9 protein-coding genes are annotated in these 14,012 nt (G+C 38.1%); 8 read left to right on the top strand and 1 reads right to left on the bottom strand.

What is annotated here, in order from left to right:
• Window positions 1-125 precede the first annotated feature (125 nt).
• The 6 genes from dnaA to gyrA all read left to right on the top strand — a co-directional run bounded on the left by dnaA (window position 126) and on the right by gyrA (window position 9,258).
• On the top strand, window positions 126-1,490 hold the full coding sequence (gene dnaA / locus HMPREF3270_RS11570) for a chromosomal replication initiator protein DnaA (protein ID WP_002480296.1): 1,365 nt from the start codon (window positions 126-128) through the stop codon (window positions 1,488-1,490).
• A 257-nt stretch (window positions 1,491-1,747) separates the two neighbouring features.
• Window positions 1,748-2,884, top strand: coding sequence for a DNA polymerase III subunit beta (dnaN, locus tag HMPREF3270_RS11565; protein WP_070848808.1), 1,137 nt, complete (start codon window positions 1,748-1,750; stop codon window positions 2,882-2,884).
• 368 nt (window positions 2,885-3,252) lie between these two features.
• The gene (yaaA, locus tag HMPREF3270_RS11560; protein WP_199790672.1) at window positions 3,253-3,462 is read left to right on the top strand and encodes a S4 domain-containing protein YaaA; all 210 of its coding nucleotides are present in this window, start codon (window positions 3,253-3,255) and stop codon (window positions 3,460-3,462) included.
• Window positions 3,459-4,571: a DNA replication/repair protein RecF gene (gene recF / locus HMPREF3270_RS11555; RefSeq protein ID WP_070848806.1), complete on the top strand. Its 1,113-nt coding sequence runs from the start codon at window positions 3,459-3,461 to the stop codon at window positions 4,569-4,571. Before yaaA ends, recF begins: the two co-directional genes overlap by 4 nt.
• 12 nt (window positions 4,572-4,583) lie before the next feature.
• A complete protein-coding gene (gene gyrB / locus HMPREF3270_RS11550) occupies window positions 4,584-6,512 on the top strand; it encodes a DNA topoisomerase (ATP-hydrolyzing) subunit B (protein ID WP_031262353.1) in 1,929 nt (642 codons plus the stop codon).
• A 61-nt stretch (window positions 6,513-6,573) separates the two neighbouring features.
• Entirely contained in the window at window positions 6,574-9,258 is a 2,685-nt protein-coding gene (gene gyrA / locus HMPREF3270_RS11545; RefSeq protein WP_070848804.1) for a DNA gyrase subunit A, read from the top strand.
• Window positions 9,259-9,343: 85 nt separating this feature from the next.
• Here gyrA and HMPREF3270_RS11540 read toward each other — a convergent pair whose 3' ends face one another.
• The gene (locus HMPREF3270_RS11540) at window positions 9,344-10,168 is read right to left on the bottom strand and encodes an NAD(P)H-hydrate dehydratase (RefSeq protein ID WP_061054971.1); all 825 of its coding nucleotides are present in this window, start codon (window positions 10,166-10,168) and stop codon (window positions 9,344-9,346) included.
• Between the two features lie 435 nt (window positions 10,169-10,603).
• On the opposite strand from HMPREF3270_RS11540, the gene hutH reads away from it, so the two are divergent.
• Together hutH and serS are read left to right on the top strand one after the other, a co-directional pair.
• Window positions 10,604-12,118, top strand: coding sequence for a histidine ammonia-lyase (gene hutH / locus HMPREF3270_RS11535; protein WP_070848802.1), 1,515 nt, complete (start codon window positions 10,604-10,606; stop codon window positions 12,116-12,118).
• A gap of 394 nt (window positions 12,119-12,512) precedes the next feature.
• The gene (gene serS, locus HMPREF3270_RS11530; RefSeq protein WP_070848800.1) at window positions 12,513-13,799 is read left to right on the top strand and encodes a serine--tRNA ligase; all 1,287 of its coding nucleotides are present in this window, start codon (window positions 12,513-12,515) and stop codon (window positions 13,797-13,799) included.
• Window positions 13,800-14,012: the final 213 nt, after the last annotated feature.

Raw genomic sequence — 14,012 nt, 5'->3', positions numbered from 1 at the left:
AAATAAAGTTATCCACGGGGTGTGATTAACTTGTGGGTAATTATTAACAGCCTGTGTGGAAAGTTATCCACGGGGTGTGATTTTGTGGATAAGTCAAAAAAATTTTAAAGAAAGATGGAGTTTATATGTCAAAAGAAGAAATTTGGGAAAAAGTTCTTGAATTAGCTAAAAGCGAATTGGCAGAAGTCAGTTACTCAACTTGGTTTGAGCCTCCAAAAACAAAGCTGATCGACATCGAAGATTCTGAAGCGATTATTTTAGTCGAAGATAACTTCATTCAAAATTTTCTAAAGAAGCAATACATGGATATTGTAGAAAATTTATTCGAAAAAGCGATTGGAACGCCGCTTAAACCTCGATTTGTCATTCAAAGCGATTTAACAGCTGATAAAAAACTTAAAGACGATCAAAAAGACAAGCAACCAGAAAAAGAAACGGAAACTCCTGGTTTCCTAAGCAGCAGCGAAGATCAATTTAACGCACACAACACATTCGAAACTTTTGTTATCGGACCTGGGAACCGCTTCCCTCATGCTGCAAGTCTTGCAGTCGCGGAAGCACCCGCAAAAGCTTACAACCCACTCTTCATCTACGGAGGCGTAGGTTTAGGCAAAACTCACTTGATGCATGCTATCGGTCATTATGTTCTACAAAATAATAAAGATGCGAAAGTTATCTACACATCAAGTGAAAAATTCACGAATGAATTTATTAAATCTATTCGTGATAACGAAACGGAACAATTCCGTGAAAAATACAGAAACATTGATGTTCTATTGATTGATGATATTCAATTCATTCAAAACAAAGAACAAACACAAGAAGAATTCTTCCATACTTTCAATGACTTACACCAAGCAGAAAAACAAATTGTGATTTCAAGTGACCGACCACCAAAGGAAATTTCGAAATTAGAAGATCGCCTGCGTTCACGCTTCGAATGGGGCTTGATCGTTGATATCACACCGCCTGATTATGAAACAAGAATGGCTATTCTGCAGAAAAAATTAGAGGAAGAAGATGTGGATATTCCATTAGAATCTTTAACCTATATCGCAAATCAAATTCAGTCGAACATTCGTGAATTAGAAGGTGCATTAACACGTGTCATCGCCTATTCAAGATTACAAGGTGAACCGATTACGACTGAACTGACTGCTGAAGCACTAAAAGATATTATTCAAACACCGAAATCTAAGAAAATCACAATTCAAGATATTCAAAAAGTAGTCGGTCAATATTACAATGTGCGCCAAGAAGATTTCATTGCGAAAAAACGTACGAAATCCATTGCCTATCCGCGTCAAATCGCGATGTATCTATCACGCGAACTTACAGATTTCTCCCTTCCTAAAATCGGAGAAGAGTTCGGGGGACGTGATCATACAACTGTGATTCATGCTCATAGAACAATTCGGGTAGATATGGAAAAAGATCCGATTTTCAAACAAGAAGTTGAAAATTTGGAGAAAGAAATTCGAAATCAGTAAACATTTAAATAATTTTACTAGCAATTCGGGTAAAAATAAGTGAGAAATCGGAACTGTTATAATACAGCGGACTAAATCGTCATTGTGGACAATATGTAAAAGTTGTACACACCATACACAGTTTATCCACATGTGTATAACTTTGTGTGACAAGGTTTTAACTCGGTTATCCACTTATCCACAGTCCCTACTACTATTACTACGGTTTTAAAACCTATATAATTAAGTTATAAACGACTGGAAGGAGTTTAAAATTTATGATGGAATTCACGATTAAAAGAGACTATTTCATAAATCAATTAAATGACACATTAAAAGCCATTTCACCAAGAACAACATTGCCGATCTTAACGGGTATCAAAATCGATGCAAAAGAAGAAGGCATTATTTTAACAGGTTCAGATTCTGAGATTTCAATTGAAATTTCAATCCCTAAAGAAGTTGACGGAGAAGAGATTGTAACGATTAATGAAACAGGATCCGTTGTACTTCCTGGTCGTTTCTTTGTAGATATTATTAAAAAATTACCAGGCAAAGATGTGAAGTTATCAACAAATGAGCAATTCCAAACATTGATTACTTCAGGTCATTCAGAGTTCAACTTGAGCGGCTTAGACCCAGATCAATATCCATTATTACCTCAAGTTTCTCAAGATGACGCAATTCAATTACCAATTAAAGTACTTAAAAACGTGATTGCACAAACAAACTTCGCAGTGTCCACCTCAGAAACACGGCCAGTTTTAACTGGTGTGAACTGGTTGATTCAAGATAATGAATTAATATGCACTGCAACAGACTCACACCGTTTAGCAGTTCGTAAACTTAAACTAGAAGACGAAGACATTGATAATAAAAATGTCATCATTCCAGGTAAAGCTTTAGCTGAACTTAATAAAATTGTCACTGATTCAGAAGATGACATTAATATCTTCTTCGCATCTAACCAAGTGTTATTTAAAGTCGGCAACATCAATTTCATTTCAAGATTGCTTGAAGGACATTATCCAGATACATCTCGTTTGTTCCCAGAGAACTACGAAACAAAAATTGAAATGAGCAACAGTGATTTCTATCACGCAATTGATCGTGCGTCATTACTTGCGCGTGAAGGCGGTAATAACGTAATCAAATTAAGCACTGGCAATCAAGAAGTCGAACTTTCTTCTACATCACCAGAAATCGGTACGGTAAAAGAAGATGTTGATGCAAACAGTGTGGAAGGCAGCAGCTTGAAAATCTCATTCAACTCTAAGTACATGATGGATGCTTTAAAAGCAATCGATAATGACGAAGTAGAAGTTGAATTCTTCGGTACGATGAAACCATTCACTTTAAAACCAAAAGATGATGATTCAGTTGTGCAATTAATCTTGCCAATCAGAACATACTAATCTCAAAAACAAAAGGTGACATTCACTTTAAAAAACGGAAACCCTACAAAGAGGATTTCCGTTTTTTTATGGCAGATTCAAAATAACAACGTGAAATTCATTTTAAAGTGTCTCAGATGTCGCTGAATGCATTTTAAAATTATTTAGGATAAAAATATCGATGCGCTTAAAATGTTCAATGTCACCTTTTAAAATGCGAAAAATGAGTGTTAAAGACGCTGAAAAATTCAAAATATGAGATTAACGTGAAAAAATGATGAGAAAACGCTAGATTTCAACCGCTCAAACATGAAATTTATTACGAAAAAAGGTATAATATATTAATGACCTTATAAAGAAATGGAGTGAGTGTGTTGACTGAAAAAATCATGGTTGAAGGTGACATTACTTTAGGACAATTCCTGAAAACTGAAGGCATTATTGAATCAGGTGGACAGGCAAAATGGTTTTTAAAAGATTTTGAAGTTTTCTTAAACGGTGAGCGTGAAACACGTCGTGGTAAAAAACTCGAAGATGGCGATCAAATTGAAATACCTGAAGTGGGTTCTTTTGTAATTGCTCATCAAGGTGACCAATGAAATTAAATGCACTCCAACTTGAAAATTATCGCAATTATGAAGAAGTCGCATTGGATTGCCATCCAGATGTGAATATTTTGATTGGTGAAAATGCGCAAGGCAAAACTAATTTATTAGAATCCATTTACACACTTGCATTAGCGAAAAGCCATCGAACTTCAAATGATAAAGAGCTCATACGCTTTGGGGCTGAGTATGCTAAAATAGAAGGTGAGCTGAGTTATCGACATGGGAAGATGCCATTGACCATGTTTATAACTAAAAAAGGCAAAAAGGTTAAAGTAAATCATTTAGAACAACATCGTCTGACACAATATATCGGACACTTGAATGTTGTTCTTTTTGCCCCAGAGGACCTGAATATTGTCAAAGGATCACCGCAAGTCAGACGTCGCTTTATTGATATGGAGCTAGGTCAGATGTCTGCGGTTTACCTGAATGATTTGTCTCAATATCAACGGATTTTGAAACAAAAGAACAATTACTTAAAACAGCTTCAGATTAAGCAGAAAACAGACCGCACAATGCTTGAGGTATTAAATCAGCAGTTTGCGGAGTATGCGCTTAAAGTCACTTTGAAGCGTGCGCACTTTATCGAGGAATTAGAAGTGCTTGCACAACCGATTCATGCCAGCATTACAGACAACAGAGAAAGCTTAGAGGTTAAATATCGTCCGAGCTTGAAGTTGTCTGATACTGAGGATGAAGCGGCTTTGTTTGAAGAAGTGCAGCAATTGATGGCTGACAATATGGACAGAGAAATAGAACGCGGCGTGGCCCTTTATGGTCCGCACCGTGATGATTTAGGTTTTAACGTTAATGGGATGGATGCTCAGACCTATGGCTCACAAGGTCAACAGCGGACATCTGCATTATCAATTAAGCTGGCTGAGATTGAAGTGATTAACAAAGAAGTCGGCGAATACCCTATCTTATTGCTTGATGATGTGCTGAGTGAATTAGATGACTCTCGTCAGACTCACCTGCTGAGTACAATTCAAGATAAGGTGCAGACATTTGTGACTACAACGTCTGTAGAAGGTATTGATCATGAAATTATGAAACATGCAAAACTTTACCGAATCAATCAAGGTGAAATTATCAAGTGATAGAAAGTGAAGGTGGAAGCATTGTCAGATGTGAACAACACGGAAGATTATGGTGCTGGACAAATACAGGTATTAGAAGGACTTGAAGCCGTTCGTAAACGTCCAGGTATGTATATCGGATCGACTTCAGAAAGAGGTCTGCACCATCTTGTATGGGAAATTGTAGATAATAGTATTGACGAAGCATTGGCTGGCTATGCTGATACAATCGAAGTCATTATCGAGAAAGATAACTGGATTCGTGTAACAGATAACGGCCGTGGTATTCCAGTTGATATTCAAGAAAAAATGGGCCGTCCAGCAGTTGAGGTTATCTTAACTGTATTGCATGCCGGCGGTAAATTCGGCGGTGGCGGATACAAAGTATCAGGCGGTCTGCATGGTGTAGGATCTTCAGTTGTTAACGCACTTTCTGAAACATTAGAAGTGTTTGTACACCGTAATAATAAAATTTATAACCAAGCGTATAAACGCGGGGTTCCTCAATATGATTTAAAAGTGGTTGGCGAAACAGAACATACAGGAACTGAAATCCGCTTTAAAGCTGACCCTGAAATCTTTACTGAAACAACAACGTATCAGTATGAATTGCTTCAAAAACGTATTCGTGAGTTGGCTTTCTTAAACAAAGGTATTCAGCTTACTTTACGTGATGAACGCGGTGAAGAAGTAAAAGAAGACTCATATCACTATGAAGGCGGTATTAAATCTTATGTTGAGTTAATCAATGAGAATAAAGAGCCTTTATTTGATGAGCCAGTTTACTTACATGACCGTAAAGATGACGTGGAAGTAGAAATTGCATTGCAATACAACAGCGGTTTCTCAACAAACTTATTATCTTATGCGAACAATATCCATACTTACGAAGGCGGTACACATGAAGACGGCTTTAAACGTGCGTTAACACGTGTATTGAACAGTTATGGTATTCAACAAGGCATTATGAAAGATGATAAAGAGCGTTTATCTGGTGAAGATACACGTGAAGGTTTAACAGCGGTTGTCTCAATTAAGCACAGCAACCCTCAATTCGAAGGACAAACAAAAACAAAACTCGGCAACTCTGAAGTTCGTCAAATCGTAGACAGACTCTTCACAGAGGATATGGAGCGTTTCTTGTTAGAACATCCACAAGTTGCTCGTATTATTGTCGAAAAAGGTATGATGGCTTCTCGTGCACGTATCGCAGCTAAAAAAGCACGTGAAGTAACTCGTAGAAAATCAGCATTAGAAGTTTCAAGCTTACCAGGTAAATTAGCTGACTGTTCAAGTAAAAACCCTGAAGAGAGTGAAATCTTCATCGTCGAAGGTGACTCTGCCGGGGGGTCTACAAAACTTGGTCGTGATTCAAGAACACAAGCGATTTTACCGCTACGTGGTAAGATCTTGAACGTTGAAAAATCACGTTTAGACAGAATCTTAAATAATAATGAAATCCGTTCTATGATTACTGCATTCGGTACCGGTATCGGAGAAGAATTCGATATTTCGAAAGCACGTTATCACAAAATCGTTATCATGACAGATGCCGATGTGGATGGTGCGCATATCAGAACACTGTTATTGACATTCTTCTATCGCTTCATGCGTCCGTTGATTGAAGCGGGTTATGTATACATTGCACAACCGCCTTTATTCAAATTGACACAAGGTAAACAGAAATACTATGTCTTTAACGAACGTGAATTAGAGAAATTGAAATCTGAATTGAAACCGACACCGAAATGGTCTATTGCCCGTTATAAAGGTTTAGGTGAAATGGATGCAGATCAATTATGGGAAACAACAATGAATCCAGAGCATCGTTCAATGTTACAAGTGACATTAGAAGATGCGATTGAAGCGGATTTAACTTTCGAAATGTTAATGGGCGATGTTGTAGAAAACCGTCGTCAATTCATCGAAGAAAATGCGGTTTACGCGAACTTGGATTTCTAATTTTGGAAGCTATGAATCAGCGAAACAGCTACGGAATTAATAACTTAAGGAGGCAATCTTGATGGCTGAATATCCTGAATCAAGAATAATTGAACGAAATATTAGTAACGAGATGCGTGAATCGTTCTTAGACTATGCGATGAGTGTTATCGTATCTCGTGCTTTGCCAGACGTCAGAGATGGTTTGAAACCGGTACATCGTCGTATTTTGTATGGGTTGAACGAACAAGGGATGATGCCTGATAAACCGTATAAGAAATCCGCACGTATCGTAGGTGACGTAATGGGTAAATATCACCCTCACGGTGACTTATCTATCTATGAAGCCATGGTACGTATGGCTCAGGATTTCAGCTATCGTTATCCTCTTGTAGACGGTCAAGGTAACTTCGGTTCCATGGATGGCGATGGTGCAGCTGCAATGCGTTATACAGAAGCACGTATGACAAAACTTGCGACTGAATTATTAAGAGATATCAATAAAGACACAATCAACTTTATCGATAACTATGATGGTACGGAAAGAGAGCCGGAAGTCTTACCGGCACGTTTCCCTAACCTCTTAGTGAACGGTGCTGCAGGGATTGCAGTAGGTATGGCGACGAATATTCCACCTCACAACATGACAGAAGTCATCAATGGTGTATTAAGTTTAAGTCATAATCCTGATATCACAATTGTAGAATTGATGGAAGACATTACTGGACCGGACTTCCCGACTGCTGGTTTAATTTTAGGTAAGAGCGGTATCCGTCGTGCTTATGAAACAGGACGTGGATCTATTCAAATGCGTGCACGTGCTGAAATTGAAGAACGCGGCGGCGGTCGTCAACGTATCGTTGTGACTGAAATTCCGTTCCAAGTCAACAAAGCGCGTATGATTGAGAAAATCGCAGAATTAGTACGTGACAAGAAAATTGATGGTATTACAGACTTACGTGATGAAACAAGTTTACGTACTGGCGTACGTGTCGTAATCGATGTCCGTAAAGATGCGAATGCGAGTGTTATTCTAAATAATTTATACAAACAAACACCACTTCAAACTTCATTCGGTGTAAACATGATTGCCTTAATCAATGGCAGACCGAAATTAATTAATTTAAAAGAAGCATTGGTCGAATACTTAGAACATCAAAAAGTAGTCGTGCGTAGACGTACGGAATACAACTTGAAAAAAGCTGAAGACCGTGCACATATCTTAGAAGGTTTACGTATTGCGTTAGACCATATTGATGAAATCATCACAACAATCCGTGAATCTGATACAGATAAAGTAGCAATGGAACGTTTACAAGAACGCTTCAAATTATCTGAGCGTCAAGCACAAGCTATCTTAGATATGCGTTTAAGACGTTTAACAGGTTTAGAAAGAGATAAAATTGAATCTGAATATAACGACTTAATTGCGTACATTGAAGAATTAAGAGCGATTCTTGCTGATGAAGAAAAATTATTACAACTTGTTCGTGACGAATTAATCGAAGTCAGAGAACGATATGGTGATGAACGTCGTACTGAAATTCAACTTGGCGGTTTAGACCATATTGAAGATGAAGACTTAATTCCAGAAGAACAAATTGTAATCACATTAAGTCATAATAACTACATTAAACGTTTACCTGTTTCTACGTACCGTGCACAAAATCGTGGCGGTCGCGGTGTGCAAGGTATGAATACATTAGAAGAAGACTTCGTGAGTCAAATTGTCACATTGAGTACCCACGACCATGTATTGTTCTTTACGAACCAAGGACGTGTCTACAAACTTAAAGGGTACGAGGTGCCGGAACTCTCACGTCAGTCTAAAGGTATTCCAGTTATCAACGCAATTGAGCTTGAAAATGATGAAGTCATCAGTACGATGATTGCGGTGAAAGATTTAGAGAAAGAAGATGCCTTCTTAATCTTCGCAACGAAGCACGGTATCGTGAAACGTTCATCTCTAAGCAACTTCTCACACATCAATAGAAACGGTAAGATTGCGATCAACTTCAGAGATGAAGATGAACTCGTAGCAGTACGTCTTACAGATGGCTCAAAAGATGTCTTACTTGGTACATCACGTGCATCACTTATCCGCTTCAAAGAATCACTCTTACGCCCACTTGGCCGAACAGCTGCCGGCGTAAAAGGTATCACTTTACGTGAAGGTGATGAAGTCATCGGACTCGCAGTCGCAAATGGCGATAGTGAAGATGAAGTATTAGTAGTCACTGAAAATGGTTACGGTAAACGTACACCACTTGAAGAATACCGTGTGTCTAACCGTGGCGGTAAAGGTATCAAAACAGCTACGATTACTGAGAAAAACGGTGATATCGTCTGCATCACAACAGTAACAGGCGAAGAGGACTTAATGATTGTCACAAACCATGGTGTCATTATACGTATCGATGTCGGCGACATTTCACAAAACGGACGTTCAGCACAAGGGGTAAGATTAATCCGCTTGAGTGATGAACAATTTGTTTCTACGGTTGCGAAAGTTCAAGAAGAACCAGAAGATGAATTAGAAGGTACTTCTGAAGATGAAACAGAACCAGGTGAAAATGGTCCAACACCAACAATCAATGAACAAGTCGTCGAATCAGAAGATGATGACCGTACAATTCATACAGAAGAATTAGATGAAACTGTAGAAGAAGACGGTGAACGCACTGAATTAAGACAAGACTTCATGGATCGCGTGAACGAAGATATTGAAAACGCAGATTCAGAAGATGAAGATAACGAAGAAGAATAATTTAAGTGAATAGATAAAATAAAAGCTTTCTGCAAAACCACTAGGTTAAGCAGAAAGCTTTTTTATTACTCTTAATAGATTAAGTTTAATTTTCTTTTTCTTCTAAACGCTTCATCGCATATGGGATTTCCGCGATTAAGTTTGATGGCGGAACAACGTACATTTCTTTAGATAAGTGTTCACCAATATAACTATGCACATAAGTCGCAGTTTTAACCGCATAATCAAAGTCGTCAAACTGACCGATAAAACTTGTGATAATACCTGATAATGTATCACCCATACCGCCAGTAGCCATAGCTGGTGTACCAATCTCTAATTTGTACGTGTTATCTTTTAAATAGATTTCTGTACCATGTTGTTTTAAGACAACTGCAGAGTGTATTTGATCTACAGCTTCACGGTTACGTTCATAAGTTTGTTCCTCAAATGGAATGCCGCTTAATCTTTCCCATTCCATTTGGTGTGGTGTGAACACAACATTTTGACACTTAGGTACTTCCACTTTTAATTTACTCATAATTGTAATCGCATCACCATCAATAATCAGGTTCTGATGCGGTTGGATATTTTGAAGCAAGAATGTCATCGCATTATTGCCTTTAAAGTCTAAACCAAGTCCAGGGCCGATTAAAATACTGTCTGATGTTTCAATAAGTTTTGTTAACATCTTCGTATCATTAATGTCCACGACCATCGCTTCAGGACAGCGTGAATGTAAAGCTGCATGATTTGTCGGGTGTGTTGCAACTGTAATCAAACCGCTTCCGCTATACACACATGCACGTGCAGCCATAATAATTGCGCCGCCTAAATTTGCGTTTCCGCCAATTAATAAGATTCTGCCGTAATCTCCTTTGTGCGTCTCATCTTTTCGTTTTGGAATCGTAACATCTGTTAAAATTTCCACCATAATCCCTCCATAACCCATTCATTTTACACTTAAGCTTCATACAATGGAGCTTTAGGTTTTCGATGTATTTGATTATTTATAAAATTTAAGCACACCCCTGTCATTGGAGTGAGCCTTTCATACCTGTAATGTTGATTGTTTCTCAATGCATTACAACATCTTATACCTATCGTTTAGGTAAGTCAACACTTTCCTTGCGAAGACTTATTGAACGTTTTGTAAAGTCTTGTGCGCGTAAGGATGAACGGGTGAAGATTACCTTTGTTTAACTCATATTGTCTGGCTGGATAGAAAACTGTTATTTAAATTTAGCGTGCTAAACTAGTGATGTATTAACACGCTACGGCTTTGGCAGAATCTATTGTCCTTCTAAAAATGTAAGCGTATACTTGGGATAATTGTATACATTTATTTTCTGAGGGGGTAATTCAATTGACACTAGAATTAAACGGAGCATCGCTCACAATTGAAGATATAAAAAAATTTTTACACCAGCAAGATAAGGTAACAATCTCATCTGATGCGATGGAACGCGTTAAACAAAGTCGTGCTATTGTAGAAGATATTATTAAAAATAAAGAAACGATTTACGGAATTACAACAGGCTTCGGCTTATTTAGTGATGTCTTAATCGATCCGCAGCAATACAATCAACTTCAAGTGAACTTGATTCGTTCACATGCTTGCGGTACAGGTGATCCGTTTTCTCATGATGTTGCACTTGTGATGATGATTTTACGTTTGAATACAATGTTGAAAGGTCATTCAGGTGTCACAACTGATTTAGTTGATCAATTAGTTTATTTTATTAATGAACGTATTATTCCGATTATTCCACAACAAGGTTCATTAGGCGCTTCAGGTGACTTAGCACCTCTATCTCATCTTGCGTTAGCTTTAATTGGAGAAGGCAAAGTCTTTTATCAACAAGAAGAAAAAGAGAGTATTGAGGTCTTACATGAATTAGGTCGTGAACCGTTAGCGTTATCTGCCAAAGAAGGTTTGGCGTTGATTAACGGGACACAAGCTATGACAGCACAAGGTGTCATCAGCTGGATTGAAGCGGAAGCGTTAGCTTATCAATCAGAATGGATTGCATCGTTAACACATCAAGCGTTAAACGGTATTACGGATGCGTATCGTCCTGAAGTACATGATGCGCGTAATTTCCCTGAACAAAGTGCAGTCGCAGATCGTATGTTGTATTGGTTAGAAGATTCTCAGTTAACGACGACACAAGGTGAAATCAGAGTTCAAGATGCGTATACGTTACGTTGTATTCCACAAGTTCATGGCGCAAGCTTTGAAACATTGAAATTTGTGAAACAACAATTAGAACGTGAAATGAATGCGGCGAATGATAATCCGTTAATCTTCCATGAAGGTGATGAAACATTAGTTATTTCAGGCGGCAACTTCCATGGTCAACCTGTTGCATATGCGTTAGACTTCTTGAAAATTGCGGTAAGTGAACTTGCGAATATCGCAGAACGTCGTTTAGAACGTTTAGTAAATCCACAATTGAATGGTGGTTTACCTGCTTTCTTAAGTCCTGAACCAGGCTTACAAAGTGGTGCGATGATTATGCAGTATGCGGCAGCGAGTTTAGTATCAGAAAATAAAACATTGGCGCATCCTGCGAGTGTGGATTCTATTCCTTCATCTGCGAACCAAGAAGATCATGTCTCTATGGGTACAATTGGTTCAAGACATGGCTATCAAATTGTGGATAATGCGCGTAGAGTGTTATCGATTGAATTAATTATTGCGCTGCAAGCGGTAGAATTAAAAGGTATTGATCAATTATCGCCACGCTCACTTGAGAAATATGAGACGTTAAGAAATATTACGCCATCCATTACAGAAGACCGTCAATTCCATCATGATATCACGCAAGTATCGCGTTATTTACAGCAAGCAGCGTATACTGATGCAGAATGCAAATAACATGAATTTTTCTTGAATTCAGAAAAATTTTATATTTGAGTTGCAATTTAAATAACTATTTGCTATAGTGAAGTTAAGTTCATAAGACATTGTTCGCAGGATAAGTAATCCTAGTTATTAATTCCAGAGAGCTTATGGTTGGTGTGAATAAGCAATTAAGACTACGTGACGAATCTACCTGCATTTTAGAGAACAACCGGTTTAACCGTTATTTTAGAGAGAGTGCAGTGTGCATCAATTAATTTGATACATACTGTTAAATAGGGTGGCAACACGTAATACCACGTCCCTTGTAGGGGCGTGGTATTTTTTTATTCTTTTTTCAGCTGCCCTAATTATATTATTAATTTGAATTTAAATACCCCGACACTTATTTTGAAAGGATGACTGACACATGTTAGATATTAAATTGTTTAGAAACGAAACGGATCGCTTGAAAGAGAAAGTAAGATTACGCGAAATGGACCCACAAATCGTGGACAAAGTATTAGAACTTGATGGTAAACGCCGTGAGTTAATCGGTAAAGCAGAAGAAATGAAAGCTGAACGTAACCGAGTAAGCGGTGAAATCGCTGAGAAAAAACGCAATCAAGAAAATGCGGATGATGTCATTAAACAAATGAGAGAACTTGGCGATAAAATCAAAGATATCGATACTGAGTTAAACGAAGTGGATGATGACTTACATTATAAATTATCTACAATCCCTAATATCATGCATGATGATGTGCCAGAAGGCGAAACTGATGAAGAAAACATCGAAGTGAAAAAATGGGGTACGCCTCGTGAATTCGACTTCGAAGCGAAAGCACATTGGGATTTAGTTGAAGAATTAGGTATGGCAGATTTCGAACGTGCTGCACGTGTATCTGGTGCGCGTTTCGTCTTCTTAACAAATGAAGGTGCACAGTTAGAACGTGCATTAATGAACTACATGTTAACAAAACATACAACACAGCACGGCTATACTGAAATGATGGTACCACAACTTGTGAATGCAAATTCTATGTATGGTACAGGTCAACTTCCAAAATTCGAAGAAGACTTATTCAAGATTGAAAAAGAAGGACTTTACATGATTCCTACTGCGGAAGTACCGTTAACTAACTTCTACCGCGAAGAAGTCTTGTCTGCAGATAAATTGCCAGGCAAGTTCACTGGACAGTCAGCTTGCTTCAGAAGTGAAGCGGGTTCTGCCGGACGTGACACACGTGGCTTAATCCGTTTACACCAATTCGATAAAGTTGAGTTGGTACGTTTTGAAAAACCTGAAGATTCTTGGGATGCATTAGAACAGTTAACAAGCGACGCAGAAGCAATCTTAGAAGAACTTGAATTACCATATCGTCGTGTCATTCTTTGTACTGGCGACTTAGGTTTCAGTTCAAGTAAAACATATGACTTAGAAGTTTGGCTTCCAAGTTATCAAGATTACAAAGAAATCAGCTCATGCTCTAACATGACAGATTTCCAAGCACGTCGTGCTAACATTCGTTTCAAACGCGACAAAGATGCTAAACCAGAATTAGTTCATACATTGAACGGAAGCGGCTTAGCAGTAGGTCGTACGTTTGCAGCAATTGTTGAAAATTACCAAAACGCTGATGGATCAATTACGATTCCTAAAGCATTGGTACCGTTCATGGGCGGAAAAGAAAAAATCGGCCCTGCAACAAAATAAATGGGATCATCGAGTAGTTGGAAAACGAATTAAGATGATCCAACCTCGTTCCAATATATATATTTACCTACCACATGGACGCTATGCCTTACCAACATAGCGTCCTCTTTTTATATGGAAAATTAATATTTCCCGTCTTGTTATTTCCTGAAACACAAAGAAAAACCGACTACCCTCTAAGGATAATCGGTTGAAATAGAATAGTTTGAAAGT

Origin of the sequence: Staphylococcus sp. HMSC65H10, from assembly GCF_001839185.1 — a bacterium.
Taxonomy (GTDB): domain Bacteria; phylum Bacillota; class Bacilli; order Staphylococcales; family Staphylococcaceae; genus Staphylococcus; species Staphylococcus simulans.
Note: the sequence above shows the minus strand (reverse complement) of the source record. Positions and strands in the feature narration are given on the sequence as shown.

Excerpts from the sequence above, each read along its gene's own strand:
- dnaA (WP_002480296.1), top strand. The coding sequence starts at position 126 with ATGTCAAAAGAAGAAATTTGGGAAAAAGTTCTTGAATTAGCTAAAAGC.
- dnaN (WP_070848808.1), top strand. The coding sequence starts at position 1,748 with ATGATGGAATTCACGATTAAAAGAGACTATTTCATAAATCAATTAAAT.
- yaaA (WP_199790672.1), top strand. The coding sequence starts at position 3,253 with ATGGTTGAAGGTGACATTACTTTAGGACAATTCCTGAAAACTGAAGGC.
- recF (WP_070848806.1), top strand. The coding sequence starts at position 3,459 with ATGAAATTAAATGCACTCCAACTTGAAAATTATCGCAATTATGAAGAA.
- gyrA (WP_070848804.1), top strand. The coding sequence starts at position 6,574 with ATGGCTGAATATCCTGAATCAAGAATAATTGAACGAAATATTAGTAAC.
- serS (WP_070848800.1), top strand. The coding sequence starts at position 12,513 with ATGTTAGATATTAAATTGTTTAGAAACGAAACGGATCGCTTGAAAGAG.